The sequence below is a fragment of the Azospirillum aestuarii genome, from assembly GCF_016632405.1.
In the GTDB taxonomy this organism is placed as follows: Bacteria; Pseudomonadota; Alphaproteobacteria; order Azospirillales; family Azospirillaceae; genus Azospirillum; species Azospirillum aestuarii.
The window spans coordinates 128,155-151,530 of record NZ_JAEPIV010000012.1 but is presented as its reverse complement, the minus strand read 5'-3'; the positions used below and the strand labels follow the sequence as shown (position 1 = coordinate 151,530).

Annotated in this window: 11 protein-coding genes; all 11 read right to left on the bottom strand. The window is 68.6% G+C overall.

Features of this window, described 5'->3' with window-relative positions; genetic code table 11:
* The 11 genes from JJL56_RS33235 to flgF all read right to left on the bottom strand — a co-directional run bounded on the left by JJL56_RS33235 (position 1) and on the right by flgF (position 23,347).
* On the bottom strand, positions 1–14,871 hold the full coding sequence (locus JJL56_RS33235; protein WP_247891164.1) for a Calx-beta domain-containing protein: 14,871 nt from the start codon (positions 14,869–14,871) through the stop codon (positions 1–3).
* A gap of 505 nt (positions 14,872–15,376) precedes the next feature.
* Entirely contained in the window at positions 15,377–15,997 is a 621-nt protein-coding gene (locus JJL56_RS20160) for a NapC/NirT family cytochrome c (RefSeq protein WP_145626312.1), read from the bottom strand.
* Positions 15,994–16,476, bottom strand: coding sequence for a nitrate reductase cytochrome c-type subunit (locus tag JJL56_RS20155; protein WP_145626311.1), 483 nt, complete (start codon positions 16,474–16,476; stop codon positions 15,994–15,996). The genes JJL56_RS20160 and JJL56_RS20155 overlap by 4 nt, the downstream gene beginning before the upstream one ends.
* Before the next feature lie 11 nt (positions 16,477–16,487).
* Positions 16,488–18,998 (bottom strand): nitrate reductase catalytic subunit NapA, encoded by a 2,511-nt coding sequence (gene napA, locus JJL56_RS20150; protein ID WP_200486079.1) that lies wholly within the window; start codon positions 18,996–18,998, stop codon positions 16,488–16,490.
* Positions 18,999–19,041: 43 nt separating this feature from the next.
* Positions 19,042–19,335 (bottom strand): chaperone NapD, encoded by a 294-nt coding sequence (locus tag JJL56_RS20145; protein ID WP_145626309.1) that lies wholly within the window; start codon positions 19,333–19,335, stop codon positions 19,042–19,044.
* Positions 19,336–19,342: 7 nt separating this feature from the next.
* Positions 19,343–19,516, bottom strand: a complete 174-nt coding sequence (locus tag JJL56_RS20140; RefSeq protein ID WP_145626308.1) for a periplasmic nitrate reductase, NapE protein — start codon at positions 19,514–19,516, stop codon at positions 19,343–19,345.
* A gap of 293 nt (positions 19,517–19,809) precedes the next feature.
* A complete protein-coding gene (locus JJL56_RS20135; RefSeq protein WP_145626307.1) occupies positions 19,810–20,304 on the bottom strand; it encodes a hypothetical protein in 495 nt (164 codons plus the stop codon).
* A 10-nt stretch (positions 20,305–20,314) separates the two neighbouring features.
* A complete protein-coding gene (gene flgH / locus JJL56_RS20130) occupies positions 20,315–21,058 on the bottom strand; it encodes a flagellar basal body L-ring protein FlgH (RefSeq protein WP_145626306.1) in 744 nt (247 codons plus the stop codon).
* Between the two features lie 20 nt (positions 21,059–21,078).
* On the bottom strand, positions 21,079–21,810 hold the full coding sequence (gene flgA, locus JJL56_RS20125; RefSeq protein WP_211111922.1) for a flagellar basal body P-ring formation chaperone FlgA: 732 nt from the start codon (positions 21,808–21,810) through the stop codon (positions 21,079–21,081).
* Between the two features lie 5 nt (positions 21,811–21,815).
* Positions 21,816–22,601 (bottom strand): flagellar basal-body rod protein FlgG, encoded by a 786-nt coding sequence (flgG, locus tag JJL56_RS20120; protein WP_145626304.1) that lies wholly within the window; start codon positions 22,599–22,601, stop codon positions 21,816–21,818.
* Between the two features lie 17 nt (positions 22,602–22,618).
* Entirely contained in the window at positions 22,619–23,347 is a 729-nt protein-coding gene (flgF, locus tag JJL56_RS20115; RefSeq protein WP_145626303.1) for a flagellar basal-body rod protein FlgF, read from the bottom strand.
* Positions 23,348–23,376: the final 29 nt, after the last annotated feature.

The following is a 23,376-nucleotide window of genomic DNA, read 5'->3' as shown; positions in this document are numbered from 1 at the left end:
TTACGAGAACCAGGAGTCGGTGACGCCGGTCAGACCGACCACGGTGATGGTGCTCTTGTCGGACAGGGTGAAGACGGTGTTCTTGCCGACGGTCTGGGCGCTCGCCTTGATGTCCGCGATGCTGATGCCGGCGATCGCGAAGCCGAGGATGTCCTCGTCCGGGTTGAACTCGAACACATAGTCGTTCCCGCCGCCGAGCGTGAAGGCGAAGATGTCCTTCCCCGCACCGCCGATCAGCCAGTCGTCACCGCCGAAGCCCCACAGCACGTCGTCACCGGCCCCGCCGAACAGCGTGTCGTTGCCGTCCTCGCCGACCAGGGCGTCGTTGCCGTCGCCGCCGTCGATCAGGTCGTCGCCCGCACCGCCGCCGATCAGATCGTCGCCCACACCGCCGAGCATGGAGTCCTTGCCGTCCCCGCCCACGATGGTGTCGTTGCCCGCGTCGCCGGTCAGCAGATCGTTGCCGTTCATGCCGAACAGAACGTCGTTGCCGTCGCCGCCGATGGCGGTGTCGTTGCCGTCCTCGCCCATCAGCCAGTCGTTGCCGGCATTGCCGCTGAGCAGGTCGTTGCCGTTGCCGCCGCCGACCACGTCGTCGTCGTCGCCGCCCAGCAGGGTGTCGTCGTCGCCGCCGCCGTGGAGGGTGTCGTTGCCCGCGTCGCCGGCCAGCAGGTCGCGGCCGGTGGTGCTGGCCACCACGTCGTTGCCGCCGCCGCCGCGGGTGGTGTCGTCCCCCGGACCGAGGTTGATGGTCTGGGCGCTGTCGTCACCGATGGTCAGGCTGTTGCCCTCCCCGCCGGTGAAGGTGCCCTGGCCGACCAGCACCGCGAAGTCCACCTGGTTGAGGATGACCGAACCGCCGGGATTGCCGCCCATGTTGATGATGAGCGCCTCGCGCGGCGCCCCGGCGGTGGCGGTGCCGGTGACGGTGACCGGTCCCGTACCCGTCGGAGTGAGCGTGCGCAGCGTCATCGCACCGGCAGCGGCGGCGGCGAAGGTCGCCACCTCGTTCCGGATCGCCGTGGTCCGGCTGTCCGGCAGCAGGGCGGCGAGCATGCCGGCGAAGACGCCGGCCATCTGGCCGCTCTCCACCGTGGACTGCGGGCCATAGGCGGAGAGCCCGCAGCCCGCCGCCACATTGGCCTGAAGGAGCGGGGCGTTGCCCGCGTCCTGCATCAGCGCGACGGTCACGCCGTCCCGGTTGCCCTCCGGCACCGCCTGGGCGAGGCCGGTCTCGACGAAGGCGACATTGACACCCTCCGGGGCACTGCCCGTCCGGGTCTGGACCACGACGCCGTTCACCGTCTCGTCGCCGACCGGCTTGGAACCACCGCCCGCGTTGTTGCCGCCGGTCGCCGCGTCGTCGTTGCGGATGGTGCCGGTCGCCGAGGCCGTCCCGATCGTGCCGCCGCTGGCGTTCGACAGCGTGACCGTGAAGGTTTCGTCGGCCTCGACGTCCCGGTCGCCCTGGACGTTGACGGTGATCCGGGCGGTCTGCTCGCCCGCCGCGAAGGTGACCGTGCCGTGCGGCAGGGTGTAACCGACGAAATCACCGGCGGACGTCGGGGCGCTGCTGCTGCCCGCCACCGCGTAGGACACGGTGGTGGAACCGGACGTGTCGCCCGTGCGGGTCACCAGGAAGGTCAGCGCCGTCGTACCGTCGTTGCCCTCCACGGCGCTGCCGTTTTCCGCCGCGATGGACAGTGACGGCGGCGGCGGAGCCGTGTTCTTGATGACCCCCGTCGCCACCGCGGTGCCGAGGGTGGCGCCGTTCGGGTTGGACAGCGTGACCGTGAAGGTCTCGTCCGCCTCGTTCAGGGCATCCGTCGCGATGGCGATCTCGACCGTCTTCGTCGTTTCACCCGCCGCGAGGCTGATGACTCCGGTCGGGAAGGCGTTGCCCGCGAAGTCCGCCCCGGACGCCGGGCTCGGCCCGCTGCCGGCCACCGTGTAGGTGACGCTGACCGGGTCGAGGGCATTGTCGCTGCGGACGATCGTGAAGGTCGCCTTGGCGTTCGCCCCTTCCTGCACGATGGCCGAGGCCGCCGCGATGTCCAGGCGGGGAGTCAACGCGCCGTCGTCGTTCTCGATCGTCACCGTCGCCCGCGGCGCCGCGATGACCGCCTGGGTGGAGGCTCCGGCCTGTTGCGACAGGGTGACGGCGAAGGTCTCGTCGGCCTCCGCCACCGCGTCGCCGGCCACCGCGACGGTGATCGTCGCGGAGGTCTGGCCGGCGGCCAGGGTCACCGTCCCGCTGGGGAGCTGCCCGCCGAAGTCCGCGGCGTCCGCCGCCCAGGTGCCGAAGCCCGTCACGGCGAAGTCGAGCACCAGATCGGCGCTGGAGTCGCCCGTCCGGTAGACGTCGAAGACGACGTTCGTGCTGCCGCTGTTGCGCTCCGTCACCGTGGCGGTGCGGGCCGCGATGGTGATGACCGGAGCGGCAGCCGGGGCGTTCGACGTGTTGGACTGCTGCGTCGGAGCGTTGGTCTGCGTTGCTCCCTTCAGGAAGCTGGCGTCACCGGTCAGCGCCACGTCGAGCAGGGCCGCCTGCCGCAGCGCCGGGTCGGTGATGCCGGCGGCGTCCAGCAGAGCCTCCGCCCGCTCGCGCAGCGCCGCGGGCAGGGAGTCGACCGACAGCACCTGCCGCGGGAAGCTGCGGTCGGTGTAGCTCGCCGTCGTCTCGCCCTGGCCATAGTCGAACAGCGAGGTCTGCTGCGACACCCGCCAACCGTCCGCGTAGCTGCCGTAGAGGACCGCATAGTCGATGGGCTGCGACAGCACCGTGCCGTCGGCCAGCGCCAGATCGTTGGAGGCGTCGCCGTCGAGGTTGCCCATCAGGCCCTCGATCGACCCCGCCGCACGGCTCGGCGACAGGTAGAGCTGAAGGTCGACGCGGTCGGCCTCGACCGTGACGATGAGCTGCTCCTGGTTCGAATAGACGATGGTGTAGACGTTGCCGGACCGGAAGATGTGCCCGTCGCCGACGGCGAGCGACCCGGCGGCGTCCGGAATGTCGGTCGCCTCCCCGTCGATGCGCAGCGGGTGGGCGGCGTCCTTCGCGTTGATGGACACCCGGACCGAACCGATCTTCGTCGCCACCGCCGTGTTGATCGACACCGCGTCGCCCAGCGCCGCGGTGCGGAGCTGCACGATCCGCTCGTCGCCCGACTTGGCGTTGACGTAGGTGAACTCGCCGACCGCCTGGAAGCTGTAGTAGAAGCCGTCGAAGGTCACCAGATGCGGGTCGCCCCAGTTGGCGCCCGGACGGAAGCCCGGCGGCAGCGGCGGCGCCTGGTTGTCGTCGTTCAGGACGGTGCCGGTCGCCTGACGGTTGCCCAGCTTGATGTTGGACCCGTCCGCCGGGTTCGCCAGCGTCACCGCGAAGGTTTCGTTCGCCTCGGCCACGGTGTCGCCCAGCACGTCCACCGAGATGGTCTTGCTGGTCTCGCCCGCCGCGAAGGTGACCGTGCCGTCATAGGGCAGGAAACCGCCCGCCAGATCCCCGCCGCCGACCGGGTTGCTGCCCGTGCCGGCCACCGTGTAGCCGACCGATACCGCGCTGGTCGTGTCGCCGGAGCGGGTGACCGTGAAGGTGAAGCGGGTGGTGCCGCTGTTGCCTTCCGCCTTCGACAGCTGGCCCGGCTCGATGGCGACGACCGCCGGCAGGGCGTTGGTCGCCGCGCCACCGGTCATCTCGAAGCGCCACAGTCCGTTCACGCCCGTGTTGCCCGCCGTGGTGTCGAGGGCGAGCATCCCCGCCTCGCCGCCCGACTGCGGCAGGATGAACAGGCCCGACGCATCGCCGTTGCCGGCGGTGTAGCCGGCCCGCGCGACCGTGTTTCCGCCGGTCTGCGCCCAGTTGACCGACTCGTAGCGGAACTCCGCGTCGAAGTCCCCGGCCTTGCGCCCGGAGGCGCCGGCGGCGTTGGTCAGGACGAGCTGGAAGGCGTTGCGCGCGCCGTCCGTGCCGCCGTTGGCCGCCACGTCGTCCCAGGTGATGACGATGGTCCCAGTGACCGGGTCGAGGTCGTAGTAGACGCGGTTGGTGCCCTGCGAGGTGCCGCCCGGAGTCGCCGAGCCGGTGCCGCTCCGCGTGTCCACGTCGGACAGGAAGGGCGCGATCATCGCCGGGGCCGACGCCGACAGCGCTTCGGCCGTCAGACCGGCGGGCAGCGGCGCGTCGAAGGAGATGCTGCCGTTCGTGTTGATGTAGAAACCGGTATAGACCTTGCCGAAGACGTTGATGCCGTCGGCGAAGACCGACCGGATGTCGATGAAGGCGCTCGACCCGTCGTTGCTGCGGTCCAGCTCGTTCTCGCCGAAGCCAGCCGTGCCGCCCAGGCCGCCGAGCAGCCGCGCCCCGATGGCCGTGGCCGGCGTCAGGTCCATCGTCTGGTCGGTGAAGCGCAGCTCCTCCACCGCGGTGATGCGGGCGACGCCGTCCGCCTTGGTGCCGCGGGCGTGGGTGACGGTGATCGTCCCGCCGTTGTTGACGATGTCGTAGTTCGCCTTCGCGTCGGTGAAGACCACCGCGTCGAGGCCGGCGCCGCCGTTGATGTCGTCGGTGCCACTGCTGGCCTGGAACAGGTCGTTGCCGTCACCGCCGTTCAGCGTGTCGTCGCCGGCCCCGCCGTTCAGCGTGTCGTCGCCGGCGTCGCCGGACAGCAGGTCGGCCCCGTCGCCGCCGCTCAGGCTGTCGTTGCCCTGACCGCCGGACAGGCTGTCGTTGCCACCGTTGCCGAACAGCCGGTCGTCGCCGGCCTGGCCCATCAGCCGGTCGGGCGTGTCGCCGCCGGTCAGCGTGTCGGCGTCGGCGGTGCCGGTCAGGGTCAGGCCGTTGGCCCGGACCAGAACGCCGGCGCTGCCCTCCGCCTCCTGAAGCTCGTGGAAGCCGGCCAGCGTCAGGGTGGCGTCGGCCACGCCGTCGCCGTTCGTGTCGAACAGCAGCTGCGTGATGGCGCCGCCGGAGGTGACGAAGCGGAAGCCGACCTGCGCGCCGCCCGGCTGGGCCACGGTGCCGGTGAAGGGACCGCTGCCGACGAAGGTGAAGGGAATGCCGGACAGATCGATACGGTCGCCCGCCGCGAAGTCGGTGATGCGGTCGCCGTTCGCCTCCGCCACGCTGGCGTAGCGGAAGGTGTCGTTGCCTTCGCCGCCGCTCAGCACATCCTCGCCGGCTCCGCCGGCCAGCGTGTCGTCGCCGGCACCGCCATAGAGGAAGTCCGCCCCGCCGAGGCCGTCCAGCCGGTCGTCGCCGGCCCCGCCGGTCAGCGTGTCGGACGCCGCGCCGCCGGTCAGCGTGTCCGCTCCGTCGCCGCCGGTGGCGGAGATGGCGGTGACGCGGACCAGGACGCCGCTGTTGGACGGATCGGCGGCCAGCGCGTGGGTGCCGGCCAGATGTATGACGCGGTCCGCCACCCCGTCGCCGTCCACATCGAACTGGAGATCGGTGGTGGCGAAGGCACCCGTGCCGGAGTTGACGTAATTCACCGCCACGCCGGAACCAAAGCGCTGGGACAGCGGTGTGGTGCCGAGGAAGCTGGCCGACAGGCCGGAAATGTCGATGCGGTCGCCCGTGGCGAAGTCGGTGATCAGGTCGCCGTCGATGTCGGTGGCGCGGGCGAAGACGAAGGTGTCGTTGCCGGCACCGCCGGTCAGCTCGTCGCGGCCTTCCGACCCCACCAGCGTGTCGTCACCGTCGCCGCCGCTCAGCGTGTCGCTGCCGACCCCACCGGTCAGGCTGTCGTTGCCGGCCCCGCCGGTCAGCGTGTCGCTGCCCTCGCCACCATCCAGAGTGTCGTTGCCGTCGCCACCGTCCAGCCGGTCGTCGCCGCCAAGCCCCTCCAGCCGGTCGTCGCCGCCCAGGCCGGACAGGCTGTCGGCGCCGTCGCCACCGGTCAACGTCTCGGCGGCGGCCGTGCCCGTCAGGGTCTTGTTGGAGACACGGACCAGGATGCCCGTGCCGTCCTCCCGCAGGGCGTGGGCGCCGGCCAGTTCGATCACGGAGTCCGCGATGCCGTCGCCGTTGCCGTCGATCTCCACGAGGGTGCGCTGCTGGCCCTCCACGCCGGTCACCGCGACGCGGATCTGGGCCGGGCCAAGATTGACGGACGAGCCGGTGAAGGCACCGCCGCCGATGAAGCCGGCGCCCAGCGCCGACAGGTCGAGACGGTCGCCGTCCGCGAAGTCCTGGATGCGGTCACCCGCGGCGTCGCCCACGGTCAGCACGCGGAAGGTGTCGTCGCCGGCACCGCCGGTCAGCGTGTCGGCCCCGTCGCCGCCCAGCAGCGTGTCGTCGCCATCGCCGCCGTCGAGCCGGTCACGGCCCGCCCCACCGGTCAGGCTGTCGATTCCAGCCCCACCGGTCAGCGTGTCGTCGCCGGCACCGCCGGTCAGCGTGTCGGCGGCGTCCGTGCCCTCGAAGCGCTGGCCGGCGGCGCGAACCAGGACGCCCGGCGCCTGCGGATCGACTTGGAGGATGTGCTCCCCGGTGATCTCGATGCTGCGGTCGGTCACGCCGTCGCCGTTCAGGTCGATGTCGAGCAGCGTGTTGCGGAAGCCCGGCTCGCCCACCGCGGACATGCGGATCTCCGCGCTCCCCGTGCCGCTGAAGATGGACGTGCCGATGAAGGCGGCGTTCAACGCCGACAGGTCGATGCGATCCCCGTCCGCGAAGTCGGTGATGCGGTCGCCCGCGATGTCGTCCGCGGCGAAGACGAAGGTGTCGTGGCCGGCACCGCCGGTCAGGCGGTCGGTGCCCGCCCCGCCGACCAACGTGTCGTCACCGGCATCGCCGGACAGCGTGTCGTTGCCGACACCGCCGGACAGCGTGTCGTTGCCGGCGCCGCCGGACAGGCTGTCGCGCCCGGCGCCGCCCTCCAGCGTCTCGCCCGCGTCCGTCCCGGTGAGGATGAGATCGTCGACGCGGATCAGGATGGCGGCGTTGTCGGGCCTCGCCATCAGCGTGTGCACGCCGGACAGGATGAGCATCCGCTCGCCCAAGCCGTCACCGTTCATGTCGAAGACCAGCCGGGTTTCGCCCAGCGGGCCGCTGCCGAGGATAAGGACGTTCACCTGCGCCGGGCCGGGCTGCGCGACGCTGCCGGTGAAGGCGGCGGAGCCGATGAAGGTGACGTTCATGTCACGCAGGTCGATGCGGTCGTTGGGACCGAAATCGGTGATGCGGTCGCCGTCGATGTGGCCGGCCCGGTTGAAGCGGAAGCTGTCCCTCCCGGCCCCGCCGGTCATCAGGTCGCCGCCCGGACCGCCGTTCAGCGTGTCGTCGCCGTCGCCACCTTCCAGCGTGTCGACGCCGTCGCCGCCAATCAGCGTGTCGTTGCCGGCCCCGCCGACGATCAGGTCGTTGCCGTAATCGCCGCTCAGCGTGTCGTTGCCATCCCCGCCGATCAGCGTGTCCGGACCGGAGGCGCCGGTCAGGCTGTCGTCGCCGGCCGTGCCGGTCTGGGACTTGCCGTATTCCGTGATGAGGACGCCGGGGGTCCCCGCCATCTCGACCAGAGGCACCACGCCGTTGAGCCACATGCCGACGTCGGCCACGCCGTCGCCGTTGGAGTCGAGGACGACCGTCGTGGTGTCCGCGCTGTAGTAGACGCGCAGTTCGGCTTGTCCCGGATTCGACACGCTGCCGGTGAACGCCCCCTCGCCGAGGAAGCGGGCGTTCAGCGCCGACAGGTCGAGTTGGTCGCCGGGGCCGAAGTCGAGGATGCGGTCGAAGTTCATCTCCGATGCCGAACCGACGACGAAACGGTCGTTGCCCAAGCCGCCTTCCAGCGTGTCCGCCCCGTCGCCACCGATCAGCACGTCGTCACCGACGCCGCCTTGGAGCAGGTCGTTGCCGCCCAGGCCCACCAGCGTGTCGTTGCCCGCACCGCCCGTCAGCGTGTCACGGCTGGGACCACCCGTCAGGCTGTCGTTCCCGTCGGTGCCGGTCACCGCCTGGGTCGGAATGCGGACGAGCACGCCCGGCGCGTTCGGATCGACCTTGAGGTCATGCTCGCCAATGATCGTGAAGGAGGCGTTGGCCCACCCATAGCCGTCGGTGGACAACTCGACGCGGGTCACGCCGCCGGAGATGACCGAGCGCACCTGGGCCGGGCCACCACCGTTGGGCTGAAATGTGAACATGGCGGAGCCGATGTAGACCGCGTTCAGAGCCGACAGGTCGATACGGTCCCCGTCGGCGAAATCGGCGATGCGGTCGCCCAGAATCTCGCTGGCGTTGATGAAGCGGAAGGTGTCGTTGCCCTCGCCGCCGAAGAGCTGGTCGGAACCGGCCCCGCCGTCCAGCGTGTCGTCGCCCGCTCCGCCGCGCAGCAGGTCCGCCCCCGCCCCGCCGAGGAGCAGGTCGTTTCCGGTCCCGCCGTCCAGGCTGTCGGCGCCGCCCAGGCCGGACAGCGTGTCGTCGCCGGCCCCACCGGACAGCGTGTCGCTGCCCGCACCGCCTTCCAGCGTGTCGTTGCCGCCGGTTCCGGTCCGGACCGTCTCCGGCGCCCGGACCAGCACGCCCGGCGTGCTCGGATCGACAATCAGGGCGTGCGAGCCCGACAGGATAATCCGGCCGTCGACGGTGCCGTCGCCGGTAAGGTCGAAGTCGAGCTGCGTGTCGTCGCCCGACGTGGTCAGGCGGACCTGCGGCGCTCCCTTCTGCTGGAAGGTGCCGGTGAAGGGCTGTTCGCCGATATAGGTGACGTTCAGGGCGGACAGGTCGATGCGGTCGCCGGTGGAGAAGTCCGCGATGCGGTCGCCGGCAAGCTGGCTGGCCTCGGTGAAGCGGAAGGTGTCGTTGCCCTCGCCGCCGATCAGCAGATCGGCACCGTCGCCGCCGATCAGCGTGTCGTCGCCGGCTCCGCCGTCCAGCACATCGCCGCTGCCCAGCCCGTTCAGCAGGTCGTTGCCGCCGCCGCCCCAAAGGCTGTCGAAGCCCGGACCGCCGGTCAGCGTGTCCGCCGCCTCGGTCCCGACGAGGGAGCGGTCGGCGACCCGCACCAGCACGCCCGGCGTGTTCGCAAGCTCCTCCAGCGCGTGGGCGCCAGTCAGAACGATCCAGTGGTCGGCGACGCCGTCGCCGTTGCTGTCGAACTCCAGCGCCGTGCTGCCGACGTCCGTGCGGTAGCGCACCTGCGCCGGGCCATAGTTGGGATAGCTGCCGGTGAAGGCCCGTTCGCCGATGAACTGGACGTCCATCTCGGACAGGTCGATGCGGTCGCCCGGACCGAAGTCGGTGATGACGTCGCTGCCGACGTCGCCGATCCCATCGAACCGGAAGTCGTCGTTGCCCACCCCGCCGGTCAGGATGTCGCGCCCGGTGCCGCCGTCCAGCGTGTCGTCGCCGTCGCCGCCGTTCAGGCTGTCGGCGCCGCCCATGCCGCGCAGCAGATCGTTGCCCGCCCCGCCATTGATGGTGTCGAGCCCGGCGCCGCCATTCAGCTCGTCGTCGCCCGCCGTGCCGGTCTTCGTCTGGTCGGGCACGCGCACCAGGATGCCGGGCGAGCCCGCCAGTTCCTCCAGGGCATGGGCGCCGGCCAGTTGGATCTGGCGGTCGGTGACGCCGTCGCCGTTGCTGTCGATCTCCAGCAGCGTGCCGTTGCTGAGATCCGTGCGGAGGCGGACCGCCGCGGTGCCGTTCCCCGGGAAGCCGTTCTCACCCACGAAGACAGCGTTCAGTGCCGACAGGTCGATGCGGTCGCCCTGCGCGAAATCGCTGATGTAGGTGCTGGAATAGATGGAATAGCTGAAAGCGGTTCCGGCCGGTGCCGCGGCGATGCGGAAGGTGTCGTTGCCGGTGCCGCCGGACAGCGTGTCGAAGCCGATGCCGTCTTCCAGAAGGTCGTCGCCGGCGCCGCCGGACAGGCTGTCGTTCCCGGCGAAGCCACGCAGCGTGTCGTTGCCGGTGCCGCCGGACAGCGTGTCGCGGCCCGCCGCACCGTCCAGGACGTCGTCGCCGGCCGTGCCGGTCAGCGCCCGGTCGGGCACGCGAACCAGGATGCCGGGCGCGTTCGCCAGTTCCTCGAGCGCCGCCCCGTTGGGCAACTGGATGTTGCGGTCGACGCTGCCGTCGCCGTTGGCGTCGATCTCCAGCGTGGCGCTGGTGCTGTCCTGGCGCAGGCGCACCTGCGCCGGCCCCTTGTTGCTGTAACTGCCGGTGAAGGCGCCGTTGCCGATGTAGGTGGCATTCAGACCGGTCAGATCGATGCGGTCGCCCACCGCGAAGTCGGTGATGTCATCATAGCTGTAGGTGGTGAAGCCGTTGCTCATCGGCCCCGCGGCAAAGCGGAAGGTGTCCGTGCCGTTGCCGCCGGTCAGCGTGTCGTTGCCCTCGCCACCCTCCAGCGTGTCGTCGCCGTCGCCGCCGGACAGGCTGTCGTTGCCGGAAAGACCCTGCAGCAGATCGTTGCCGGCGCCGCCGCTGATGGTGTCCTTGCCGGCGCCGCCGGTCAGGATATCGGCATCCGCCGTACCGGTCAGGGTCTGGTCGGGAACACGCTCCAGCACGCCGGGCGAACCGGCCACCTCCCGCAGCGCGTGCTGACCGGTCAGGGAAATGCTGCGGTCGGAATAGCCGTCGCCGTTGCTGTCGATCTCCAGGACGGTGGTGCCGTAGTCCTGGCGGACCCGCACCTGCGCAGGTCCGTTGCCGATGCTGGTGCCGGTGAAGTTGCCTTCGCCGATGAAGGCAGCATCCAACCCCATCAGGTCGATGCGGTCGCCGTTCGCGAAGTCGGTGATGATGTCCCCGCCGGCGTCGGTCGGGTTGGAGAAGCGGAAGATATCGTTACCCGCCCCGCCCGTCAGGCTGTCGCCGCCGGGCCCGCCGTCCAGCGTGTCGTTGCCGAAGCCGCCAGACAGGCTGTCGTTGCCGCCCAGGCCCTGCAACAGGTCGTTTCCGTTGCCGCCGTTGATGGTGTCGCGCCCGAGTCCTCCGGTCAGCGTGTCGGCCTCCTCCGTGCCGGTCAGCGTCTGGTCGGGAATGCGCTCGAAGACGCCGGGGGAACCGGCTACCGGCTGCAGCGCCGGCCCACCGGTCAGAGTGATGGTACGGTCGGAATAGCCGTCGCCGTTGCTGTCGATCTCCAGGACCGTCGCGGTGGCGTCGGCACGGACGCGGATCTGCGCCGGGCCGTTGCTGGAATAGGTGCCTGTGAAGGGCTCCTCGCCGATGAAATTGGCGGTCAGGCCGGTGATCTCCAGCCGGTCGCCGAAGCCGAAGTCGGCGATGATGTCGCCGTCGATGTCGGCGAGCGCGAAGCGGTAGACGTCGTTGCCGAGACCGCCGGTCAGCGTGTCGGCTCCGGCGCCGCCTTCGAGCGTGTCGTCGCCCTCGCCACCCGTCAGACTGTCGTTGCCGGACATTCCCCGCAGCAGGTCGTTGCCGCCGCCGCCGTTGATGGTATCGCGCCCGGCGGCGCCCTCCAGCGTCTCGGCCTCAGCCGTTCCGGTCAGCGTCTGGTCGGGGATGCGCTCGAAGACGCCGGGCGAACCGGCCACCTGCTGCAACGCGGGTGCGCCGTTCAGATAGATGTAGCGGTCGGCGTAGCCGTTGCCGTCGCTGTCGATTTCCAGAGACGTCTGCCCAGAGTACATGCGGACGCGGATCTGCGTCGGCCCGGTGTTCATGAAGGAGCCGGTGAAAGCCCCATCACCGATGAAGGTGGCGCCCAGGGCAGACAGGTCGAGACGGTCGCCCAGGGCGAAGTCTTCGATAACGTCGCCGTTGACGTCGCTCAGGCTGGCGAAGCGGAAGGTGTCGTTGCCGACCCCGCCGGTCAGCGTGTCGGCTCCGGCGCCGCCTTCGAGCGTGTCGTCGCCCTCGCCACCGGACAGGCTGTCGTTGCCTCCCAGGCCGCGCAGCAGGTCGTTGCCGCCGCCGCCGCTGATGGTGTCGCGACCTGCACCACCCTCCAGCGTCTCGGCTTCCGCCGTGCCGGCGAGCATCTGGTCGGGGATGCGCACCAGCACGCCCGAACCCGCTGTCTCCTCCTGCAGCGCTTGCCCGCCGGTTAGGTAAAGGTAGCGATCGGCCATACCGTCGCCGTTGCTGTCGATCTCCAGCACGGTGGAAGCGGAATCCGCGCGAACACGCATCTGCGGCGGCCCGTAGGAAGCGGTCGTCCCATCCCACTTGTAGGAACCGGTGAAGGGTCCCTCGCCGATGAAGGCGGCGTTCAAGGCCGACAGGTCGATGCGGTCCCCTTGGCCGAAATCGGTGATCGTGTCTCCGTTGATCTCGGCCGCGCTGGCGAAGAGGAAGGTGTCGCTGCCGAGGCCGCCGGTCAGCGTGTCGCCGCCGGCCCCGCCATCCAGCGTGTCGTCGCCCGAACCGCCGATCAGGCTGTCGTTGCCTCCCACACCGCGCAGCAGGTCGTTGCCGGCTCCGCCGTCGATGGTGTCGCGCCCGACCCCGCCCTCCAGCGTCTCGGCTTCCGCCGTGCCGGTCAGCGTCTGGTCGGGGATGCGCACCAACACGCCCGAACCCGCCGTCTCCTCCTGCAGGGAAGGCGCGCCGGTCAGATAGATGTAGCGATCGGCCATGCCGTCGCCGTTGCTGTCAATCTCCAGCGCGGTGGAACCGTAATAGTTCTGGTTGAGACGGATCTCCGCCGCCCCTCCACCGACGATGGAGACTCCATTGAAGGACTTCTCGCCAATGAAGGCGGCGTTCAAGACCGACAGGTCGATACGGTCGCCCTGGGCGAAGTCGGTGATCGTGTCTCCGTTGATCTCGGCCGCGCTGGCGAAGAGGAAGGTGTCGCTGCCGAGGCCGCCGGTCAACGTATCGCCGCCGGCCCCACCGTCCAGCGTGTCGTTGCCCGAACCGCCGGACAGGCTGTCGTTGCCTCCCAGACCGCGCAGCAGGTCGTTGCCGCCGCCGCTGCTGATGATGTCACGACCGCCGCCACCCTCCAGCGTCTCGGCTTCCGCCGTGCCGGTCAGCGTCTGGTCGGGGATGCGCACCAACACGCCCGAACCCGCCGTCTCCTCCTGCAGCATATGCGCGCCGGTCAAGTAAAGGTAGTTATTGGCCATGCCGTCGCCGTCGCTGTCGATCTCCAGCACGGTGGAAGTGGAATCCACGCGAACGCGCATCTGCGGCGGCCCGTAGGAAGCGGTCGTCCCATCCCACTTGTAGAAGCCGGTGAAGGGTCCCTCACCGATGAAGGCGGCGTTCCAGGCCGACAGGTCGATGCGGTCGCCCTGCGCGAAATCGATAATGCGCTTTTCGCTGTAACCCGTCGTGCTTGGCTTGGAGATCAGGAAGGTATCGTTGCCCGCCCCGCCGGCCAGCGTGTCGTTGCCGGAGCCGCCGGACAGCGTGTCGTCGCCCGAACCGCCAATCAGGCTGTCGTTGCCGCCCAGGCCGCGCAGCAGATCGTTGCCGGCACCGCCGTCGATGGTGTCGCGCCCGGGGCCGCCCTCCAGCGTTTCGCCGTCCGCCGTGCCGGTGACCGCTTGGTCCGGCGCCCGCTCGACCAGGCCGGACGAGCCGTCCACCGGCTGCAATCCGGGTGATCCGGCGATCCGGATGGAATAATCGTTCCAGCCGTCGCCGTTGCTGTCGATTTCCAGCATGGTGTCGGACATGTCGGTGCGCACACGCACCTGCGCCGAACCACGGGCCGAATCTTTCCCGGTGAACGCCTCTTCGCCGATGAAGGTGGCGTTCCAGGCCGACAGGTCGATACGGTCGCCCTGGGCGAAGTCGGTGATGCGAACTTCGCCGTAGCTCACGGTGGCCGGCTTGGAAATCACGAAGATGTCGTTGCCGGCCCCGCCGGTCAGCGTGTCGTTGCCGGTGCCACCGTCCAGCGTGTCGTCGCCGTCACCGCCGGACAGGCTGTCATGGCCGCCCAGGCCGCGCAGCAGGTCGTTGCCGCCGCCGCCGCTGATGGTGTCGCGCCCGGCGGCGCCCTCCAGCGTCTCGCCCGCCGCGGTGCCGGTGATCGACTGGTCCGGGGCCCGCTCGAACACGCCGGGGGAACCGGCCACCGCCTGCAATCCGGGAGAACCGGCGATGTAGATGGAGCAATCGTTGTAGCCGTCACCGTTGCTGTCGATCTCCAGCGTGGTGTTGGCCATGTCGGTGCGCACGCGCACCTGAGCCGGCCCATGGGCGGCGTTCGTCCCGGTAAAGGCCCCTTCGCCAATGAAGGTGGCGTTCCAGGCAGACAGATCGATGCGTTCCCCCGGCGCGAGGTCGGTGATCCGCACCTCGTTGTAGCCCATGGTGGCGGGCTTGGAGATCAGGAAGGTGTCGTTTCCCAGGCCGCCGGTCAGCGTGTCATTTCCGGTGCCGCCGTCCAGCGTGTCGTCGCCGTCGCCACCGCTCAGGCTGTCGTTGCCGGCGAAACCGCGCAGCGTGTCGTTGCCGTCGCCGCCGCTGATGGTGTCCGGGCCGCCGTCGCCTTCCAATATATCCGCCGCGCTTGTGCCGGTGAGCGACTGGCCGGGCGTGGCCTCCAGCACGCCGGGCACGCCGTCGACCTGCCGAAGGACGACAGAGCCGCTGACGGTGATGAACCGATCGGGGAAACCGTCGCCGTCGCTGTCGATCTCTAAGATCGGGCCGGTGAAGTCGGTGCGCGTGCGGACTTGCGCCGGCCCTTTGTTCTGCGGGGACCCGGTGAAGGCCCCGTCGCCGATGAAGGTCAGGTTGAACGCCGACAGGTCAATGCGGTCACCCGGCGCGAGATCGGTGATCCGGTCATAGCCGATGTCACTCAGGCTGGAGAAGCGGAAGGTATCGTTGCCCGCACCGCCGGTCAGGACGTCGTAGCCGCCGTAACCGTCCAGCGTGTCGTCGCCGTTACCGCCCGTCAGCGTGTCGCTTCCCGAAGTGCCAGTCAGCTCGGACATCGAATACCCCGTTGGAAAGAAATTTCTTCTACTTTCCTCCTACCTTTGTGCGAATGTCATATCAACTTCTAGTTTTTTCTATGATCCTTAAATCATCTTAAAATTAAAAATGTTTAATTCTGTGTATTTTTCAGGTGTCATCTATGCTGCGAATTACGCGATTAAGAAGCATGGCATGCATCCGCAAAAACCAGAAACTGCGTTTAATCCCATGAAAACATCTTATGCGGCAACATGCCGCATGCAAATTCCCGTAAAAACAGGACCTTAGAGATAGCGCCACAATGCCATGAGAAAGGGCCTCCCATGCCGATCATGGTACTTCTTCTTATGAGCAACCGGTGACCAAGGAGAACAACTTACAGAATACATCATAACGCGGAAATTGATCCTGAAGTCGAACAGGAACTCCAGATATGTTATCAAAATAGATAATTTTCAAAACGACTCCGGCCCCTCCGCCGCGAGACGGAGAGGCCGGAGCCAAAGATCAACCCTTAGTGGTTCACTTCGCCGATACGGTTCCGGTCCAGCCGGGCTCGACGCCCTTCATGTCGGGAAGCCGGTGGGCGATGCCCTTGTGGCAGTCGATGCAGGTCCGCTCGCCGGTGAACAGGTAGGTCTCGTGCATCTTGGCGGCCCGCGGGTTCTGGCGGGTGATGTCCATGGATTCCGCGCTGTGGCAGTTGCGGCATTCCAGGGAGTTGTTGGATTTCAGCCGGTCCCATTCGTGGGTGGCGAGTTCCAGCCGCTTGTCGAGGAACTTCTCGCGGGTGTCGATGGTGCCGAAGATCTTGCCCCAGACCTCCTTCGAGGCCTGCATCTTGCGTCCGATCTTCTGCGTCCAGTCATGCGGGACGTGGCAGTCCGGACAGGTAGCGCGCACGCCGGAGCGGTTGGTGAAGTGGATGGTCTGCTTCAATTCCTCGTAGGGGTTGTTCTTCATCTCATGGCAGGAGATGCAGAAGGCTTCCTTGTTGGTGACCTCCAGGGCGGTGTTGAAGCCGCCCCAGAACATCACGCCGGCCAGGAAGCCGCCCAGCGTCAGGAAGCCCAGGCTGAAATGCACGCTGGGCCGCGAGAAAACGCGCCAGAAGCGTCCGGCGAGGCTCAGAAGGCCCTTCATTTGGCGCCTTCCTTTCCGCCCGCCAGGATGCTGTCGATGTCGCGGAAGCGGTTGCCGGTGATCGGCTGGGCGTCGGTCTGCGGCACGTGGCACTGGGTGCAGAAGTAGCGCCGCGGGCTGACCGCGCCGAGCGTCTGGCCGTCGCGGTCCTGGAAGTGGGTGACCGAGACCATCGGGGCCTGCGAGCCCTCGGTGTTCTTGCGGTCATGGCAGGTCATGCACTTGTTGATGTTCAGGTCGATCTGGTAGTCGCGGATCGCGTGCGGGATCAGCGGCGGCTGGTCGGCGTAGTTCCGCGCCCGCTTGTGATCGTCGGTGATCTCCTTCGCCATCGGGTCGGCGGGGATCTCCTGGGTGATCGGGTGCGGGCCGGAGGAAACCTTCGCGGGGGCGGCCCCGTCCGCGGCGAACACGCCGGACACCAGGAGCGGCATGGCCGCGGCCAGCGCGAGGGCGGCAAAGGTGATGCGGGTCTTCATGGACGGGCTCCTCACGCGACAGGAATGATCTTGACCGCGCATTTCTTGAAGTCGGTCTGCTTGCTCAGCGGGTCGGTGGCGTCCAGCGTCACCTTGTTGATGAGCACCGTGTGGTCGAAGAAGGGCACGAAGACGAGGCCCCGCGGCGGCTTGTTGCGGCCCCGCGTCTCGACCCGCACCCGCACCTCGCCGCGGCGGGAAGCGATGCGCACCTCCTGCCCGCGCCGCAGGTTCAGGTCCTTGGCATCGTCGGGATGGATGAAGACGACGGCGTTGGGGAAGGCCTTGCGCAGCTCCGGAACACGCAGCGTCATGGAGCCGGAGTGCCAATGCTCGACCACGCGGCCGGTGCAGAGCCAGAACGGGTAGTCCTTGTCCGGCGATTCCGCCGCCGGCTCATAGGGCAGCGCGAAGATGTTCGCCTTGCCGTCCTTGTTGCCGTAGAAGCGCACGCCCTCGCCCGCCGGAACGTAGGGGTCGAAGCCCTCGCGGTAGCGCCACTTCGTCTCCTTGCCGTTCACCACCGGCCAGCGCAGGCCGCGCTCCTGGTGGTACATGTCGTAGGGGGCGAGGTCGTGGCCGTGGCCGCGCCCGAAGGCGGCGTATTCCTCGAACAGGCCCTTATGGACGTAGAAGCCGAACGCTTGCGATTCCCGGTTCTCATAGGCGGGGTCGCAGTCCGACAGCGGGAAGGCGTTGACCTGACCGTTGCAGTACAGCACGTCGTACAGGGTCTTGCCGCGCACGTCGGGCTTCTTGGCGATCAGCTCCTCCGGCCACACCTCCTCGATCTTGAAGCGCTTGGAGAACTCGATGATCTGCCAGAGGTCGGAGCGCGCCTCGCCGGGCGCGCCGACGAGCTGGTGCCAGACCTGGGTGCGGCGCTCCGCGTTGCCGTAGCCGCCTTCCTTCTCCACCCACATGGCGGTCGGCAGGATCAGGTCGGCGGCGAGCGCCGTCACCGTGGGATAGGCATCCGACACGACGATGAAGTTTTCCGGGCTCCGATAGCCCAGGTAGGTCTCGTTCGCCGTGTTCGGCGCCGTCTGCATGTTGTTGTTGCACTGGACCCAGTAGGCGTTGAGCTTGCCGTCCTTCAGCATGCGGTCCTGGAGCACGGCGTGATAGCCGACCTTGTCCGGGATCGTGCCCTCCGGCAGCTTCCAGATCTCCTCGGCGTGCTTGCGGTGTTCCGGGTTGGTGACCACCATGTCGGCGGGCAGGCGGTGGGCGAAGGTGCCGACCTCGCGCGCCGTGCCGCAGGCCGACGGCTGGCCGGTCAGCGAGAAGGGGCCGCAGCCCGGCTGGCTGATCTTCCCGGTCAGCAGATGGATGTTGTAGACGAGGTTGTTGGCCCAGACGCCGCGGGTGTGCTGGTTGAAGCCCATGGTCCAGAAGGACATGACCTTCACCTTGGGGTCGGCGTACAGCTCGGCCAGCGCCTCCAGCCGGTTCTTCGGCACGCCCGACAGCTCGTGCGCCTTATCCAGGGTGTAGGGCTCGACGAACTTCGCGAACTCCTCGAAGGAGATCGGGTCGGACTCGTTGGCCTTGGCGACGTTCTTCGCCTTCTGCTCCAGCGGATGCTCGGGCCGCAGGCCGTAGCCGATGTCGTCGCGGCCGCGCTTGAAGTTGACGTGCTTGGCGATGAACTCCTGGTTCACGCGGCCCGTCTTGATGATGTGGTTGGCGATGTAGTTGAGGATCGCCAGATCGGACTGCGGCGTGAACACCAGACCGATGTCGGCGAGGTCGAAGCTGCGGTGCTCGTAGGTGGACAGGACGGCGACCTTGCAGCCCTCGTGGGTCAGCCGGCGGTCGGTGACGCGGGTCCACAGGATGGGGTGCATCTCCGCCATGTTGGAGCCCCACAGCACGAAGGCGTCGGCCTGCTCCATGTCGTCGTAGCAGCCCATCGGCTCGTCCATGCCGAAGGTGCGCATGAAGCCGACCACCGCCGACGCCATGCAGTGGCGGGCGTTGGGGTCCAGGTTGTTGGAGCGCAGGCCCGCCTTCATGAACTTGGAGGCGGCGTAGCCTTCCATGATCGTCCACTGGCCGGAGCCGAACATGCCCACCGCGGTCGGACCCTTCTTCTTCAGGGTCTCCTTCCACTTGGTGGCCATGATGTCGAAGGCCTGGTCCCAGCTGATCGGGGTGAATTCGCCTTCCTTGTGGAACTGGCCGTCCTTCATGCGCAGCAGCGGCTGGGTCAGCCGGTCCTCGCCGTACATGATCTTGGACAGGAAATAACCCTTCACGCAGTTCAGGCCGCGGTTGACCTCGGCCTTCACGTCGCCGTGGGTGGCGACGATACGCCCCTCCTTCACGCCGACCATGACGCCGCAGCCGGTGCCGCAGAAGCGGCAGGGGGCCTTGGACCAGGTGAGCTTGGCGTCGGCGCCGGCCGGCAAGGTGCCGGCCTCGGCGGGCTGAAGGGCGGCCGGCAGGCTCACGCCGGCCGCCGCCGCCGCGGTCACGGCGGCTTGGACCTTCAGATAATCACGGCGGGTCAGGGACATAGGGGGGTGCCTCCTGGGGCGGTCGTCTTTTCTTGGACGGGCGTCAATGGGTGTGCGGGACGAGGGCGGTGTCGGCGGGCATCGGCTCCGCGCAGCGCTCGGCGTCCTCGTAGTGGTGATAGACCAGCGTGGTGGTGTGGACGCCCGCCATCGCGTTGATGTCGGCGATGCGGTCCAGAACCTCGGCCTCGGACGCCGTTTCCAGCGTGACGATGGCCTTGCCGTTCTCCGACGCGTGCCAGTCGGCGCCGGCGAGCGCCAGGACCACCTCCTTCAGGGCGGCGGTGCGGTCCGGCGCGTGCTGGATGACGAGGCTGGAAATGTGCAGTTCGGGCATGGCCGCCTCACATCCCGCCGGAGTGGGAGAGGATCTGGTACATCCAGACGGAGAAGCCGTAGGCTCCGACCATGCCGATCGCCAGGAACGGCCAGATCAGGATGGACAGGACGAAGAAGACCAGCCCTTCGAAGCGGCGGGTCGGAGCGGCGGTGTCGGCGGTGCGGGCGGGCGCGTTCATGGCGATCCCATAAATTGATCGGACGGTATCGCGCACGGCTTTCGCACTTGAGATTCCCTCTCCCCAGGGGGAAGAGGGCTATGAAGGGCAAATGCGATCACCTTGCGGTGTCACGGCGGAGCTTCATCCTTTCGCATCATGAGCGGCTTGACCGAGGTCAAGTGCCGGCACCTACTCCGTCCTTAAGTACCGGTACTTTTGTCGTTCTGGACGTTTTGCCGCACGTCAACGCAAAACCCCTCCCTCGTCGGGTGCGGGGGAGGGGTTGAGGAAGCGAACCGGGATTGAACGGCTTACAGCCGGGTGTTCTCCTGGCGCATCAGGCGGTCGATCAGCACGCCGCGCACCAGGTCGGGGCCGAGCTGTTCGGCGGCGGCCTGCTTCAGGGATTTGGCGACGGCGGCGGGATCGACCGACGGGCCGTCGAAGGCGCCCGCCCCCGCCATGCCGAACAGGGCCTGCAGCAGGGCGTTGCGCGCGTGGGGCAGATGGCGGCGCAAGAGGTTGGCCTGATCGGTGCTGCCCGTCTGCAAGGTGATCTGGGTCAGGATGAAGGCGTTGGTGCGGCCCTCCACCAGCACCGGCACCATCAATTGCCCGACCTCGACATAGAAGGGGCCGGGGCCGTCGGTGGGCAGGTCCGGCCCGACGCCGGCCTGCTGCTCCGCGGTTTTCTCCTCGGCACCGAGCGTCAGCTGCAGGCGCCCGATGCCGTACCCGGTCGCGGCCGCCAGGGCGGCGCAGAGCACGAACACGGAGTAACGGCTGGGTCCGGGGCGTGACGGCATGGCTCTTGGCTCAGAAGGGCATGATGATGTCGAAGACCTGCTGACCGTAGCGCGGCTGCTGCACGTCGGTGATCTGGCCGCGCCCGCCGTAGGTGATCCGCGCCTCGGCGATCTTGTCGTAGTCGATGGTGTTCACGTTGGTGATGTCCTCGGGCCGGATGACCCCGGCGATGCGCATCTCGCGCAGCTCGTAGTTCACCCGCACCTCCTGCCGGCCGGCGATCACGAAATTGCCGTTGGGCAGCACCTCGGTCACCACCGCCGCGGCGCGCATGGCGATGCGCTCGTTGCGCTGGATGGTCCCGGTGCCGGAGGAGGAGGAGGAGCTGTCCATGTCGACGAGGCTGGACGGGTTCACCGCGTCGGGCAGCACCGCCGGCAGCCGCGACTCCAGCCCGAAGAAGTTCGGCACGGCCGCCGATTCGGCGTTGGAGCGCTGGCGCTGCGTCTGGTTCTGCAACTGCGCCTGATCGGCGATGTTGATGATGACGGTCAGCAGGTCGCCCACCTGCTTGGCCCGCGGGTCGCGGAAGAAGTCGCGGGACCCGGTGCGCCACAGCGAACTCGGCACCTGCTCGTTGGTGTTGGGGCGCGGCATCGGCATGGAGATGACGCGCGCCTCCGGCGCCATGGCCGGGTTTGAGATCTCCGACAGGCGCGGCGCCTGCCCCACGTCGGCCAGCCGTCCGCAGCCGGCGAGCGCCACCGTCAGGGCGAGGAACGGAAACAGGAGGCGGGGCGGGAGCGTGCGCATGGGCGTGTCCTTGATTGGACTCAGAATTTCGCGGAAGCCGCGGAGGGCGGCATGGCGTCCGGCGGCCCGCTGACGGTGACGGTCTGCGGACCGGTGATGGTGCCGGTGACGACGATGTTGCTGGCGACGTTCATCACCCGCACCAGCTCCCCCACCCCGCCGTCCTGCAGGGCGCGGCCGCGCGCCATCAGCTGCAGCGGCCCGTCCTCGTAGACGAGGCTGACCGGCTTGTTGCGCTGGACCACCAGCGGGGCGCCGACCGCGGAGGTCTGGATCAGCCGCCCGGCGGACAGCTGGCGGCGGCTGGCCAGCCCGGCCAGAGCGTCGCGGGAGGTGACGACGGCGCCGTTCAGCCGCTCCAGCGGCATCGGGATGGTGGTCAGGTCGCTGTCGGCGATCACCTCGCCGGGCAGGATACGGCGCGTCGGCACCGGCACCTCCACCATGATGTCGGCCTTGGCCTTCACTTCGACGATGCGCCCGTCGCTGCTGACCAGCGCGCGGACCAGCCCGCCGCGCGGGTCGTAGGACAGGTCGCGCACCGCCTCCACCGTGCCGGAGAAGGGCACGGTCAGCACCACCGACACCCGCGCGTCCGGCGGCACCGCCGGGCCGAGCGAGGCCGCCAGCTCCTGCGCCAGCAGCGCCTCCACCGTGCCTTCGCCGTCGGACAGATAGGCCGCCTGGGCGGGCGCGCAGAGCAGATGCAGGGCCAGCGCGAGGCCAGTGAGACGCCGAACGGAACGCCGCATGGCGGTCACCGCATGTTGGAGAGCGTGGAGGCCATCTGGTCGCCGGCCTCGACCACCTTCGCGTTCATCTCGTAGGCGCGCTGGGCGGAGATGAGTTCGGTGATCTCCTGGACGACGTTGACGTTGGAGGATTCGAGATACTTCTGCCGGATGGTGCCGAAGCCCGCCTGCCCGCCGGTGCCGTCCTGCGGCTCGCCCGAGGCGGGGGTGGCGCGGTAGAGGTTGTCGCCCATCGCCTCCAACCCGGATTCGTTGACGAACACGGTCATCACCAGCTGGCCCAGCACGCGCGGGCGGGTCTGCCCGTCGACGAAGGCCTGCACCTCGCCCGACGCGTTCACGGCGATCTCCCGCGTGCCCTGCGGCACGGTGACCTCCGGCAGCACCGGATGGCCGTCGCTGGTCACGATGGTGCCCTCCGGCGACAGCTTGAAGCCCCCGGCGCGGGAATAGGCGGTCTCGCCCGCCGGCATGCGGATGTTGAAGTAGCCGCGCCCCTCGATGGCGAGGTCCAGCTCGTTCCCGGTGGAGGTCAGGTTGCCGGTCGTGTTGATGCGGTTGACCGCCCCCGGACGCACGCCGAGGCCGACCTCGATGCCGGTCGGGATGATGGTGCCGGCGTCGGTGGACTGGCTGCCCTGGCGACGCTCCGACTGGTACATCAGGTCCTGGAACTCGGCGCGCCCGCGCTTGAAGGCGGTGGTGTTGATGTTGGCGATGTTGTTGGAGATGACCTCGACGTTCAACTGCTGGGCCATCATGCCGGTCGAAGCGATGCTGAGCACGCGCATGGACGCAATCTCCTGATTTAAGCGGATTTGCCGAGGCGGTTGATGGCGGAGCGCAGCAGGTCCTGCCCGTCGTCCATCATGCGGGTGACCGACTGGTAGTCGCGCGTCAGCTCCATCATCCGCGACATCTCGGCGATGGCCTGGACGTTGGACTGCTCCACCTTGCCCTGGATGATCCGGGTGTCGGGGGCCGGCAGGGGCTGGGCGTCCATGGCGTCGAACAGCACGTCGCCGGTCTGGGCGAGCGCCTGCGGGCTTTCGAAGCGGACGACGCGCAGCCGGGCGATCATCTCGTTGTCGGCGGAGACCAGCCCGTCGCTGCCGATCTCCATCCGGCTGCGGTCGGCCGGGATGACGATGGGCTGCTGGTTGTCGTCCAGATAGGGGAAGCCGCCGGCGTTCACGAGCTGCCCGTCGACATCGCGCCGCATCCGCCCGTCGCGGGTGTAGCGCGGGCCGTCCGGCGTCTGCACCTGGAGCCAGCCGTCGCCGTCCAGCGCCACGTCGTAGGGGTTGTCGGTCGGCTTCAGGCTGCCGGCGGTGAAGTCGGTGTAGGTGGCGCGGTCGATGGTGAAGGCGATCTTGTCGGACGGCTTCATGCCGCCGCGCTCCATCGCCGCTTCGAACAGCATGCGTTCACCGCGGAACCCCGCAGTGTTCATGTTGGCGACGTTGTTCGCCACGACATCGAGCTGCCGGCGCAACGCCACTTGCCGCGACAATCCAATGTAAAGGGGATTCTCCATCGCCGGACACCTTCGGTTTGAACGCCGCC

What these genes read in the sequence shown, in the direction of transcription:
- JJL56_RS20155 (WP_145626311.1), bottom strand. Translation starts at nt 16,476, where the DNA reads ATGAAGACCCGCATCACCTTTGCCGCCCTCGCGCTGGCCGCGGCCATG.
- JJL56_RS33235 (WP_247891164.1), bottom strand. Translation starts at nt 14,871, where the DNA reads ATGTCCGAGCTGACTGGCACTTCGGGAAGCGACACGCTGACGGGCGGT.
- JJL56_RS20160 (WP_145626312.1), bottom strand. Translation starts at nt 15,997, where the DNA reads ATGAAGGGCCTTCTGAGCCTCGCCGGACGCTTCTGGCGCGTTTTCTCG.
- JJL56_RS20140 (WP_145626308.1), bottom strand. Translation starts at nt 19,516, where the DNA reads ATGAACGCGCCCGCCCGCACCGCCGACACCGCCGCTCCGACCCGCCGC.
- JJL56_RS20135 (WP_145626307.1), bottom strand. Translation starts at nt 20,304, where the DNA reads ATGCCGTCACGCCCCGGACCCAGCCGTTACTCCGTGTTCGTGCTCTGC.
- flgG (WP_145626304.1), bottom strand. Translation starts at nt 22,601, where the DNA reads ATGCGCGTGCTCAGCATCGCTTCGACCGGCATGATGGCCCAGCAGTTG.
- napA (WP_200486079.1), bottom strand. Translation starts at nt 18,998, where the DNA reads ATGTCCCTGACCCGCCGTGATTATCTGAAGGTCCAAGCCGCCGTGACC.
- flgF (WP_145626303.1), bottom strand. Translation starts at nt 23,347, where the DNA reads ATGGAGAATCCCCTTTACATTGGATTGTCGCGGCAAGTGGCGTTGCGC.
- flgA (WP_211111922.1), bottom strand. Translation starts at nt 21,810, where the DNA reads ATGCGGCGTTCCGTTCGGCGTCTCACTGGCCTCGCGCTGGCCCTGCAT.
- JJL56_RS20145 (WP_145626309.1), bottom strand. Translation starts at nt 19,335, where the DNA reads ATGCCCGAACTGCACATTTCCAGCCTCGTCATCCAGCACGCGCCGGAC.
- flgH (WP_145626306.1), bottom strand. Translation starts at nt 21,058, where the DNA reads ATGCGCACGCTCCCGCCCCGCCTCCTGTTTCCGTTCCTCGCCCTGACG.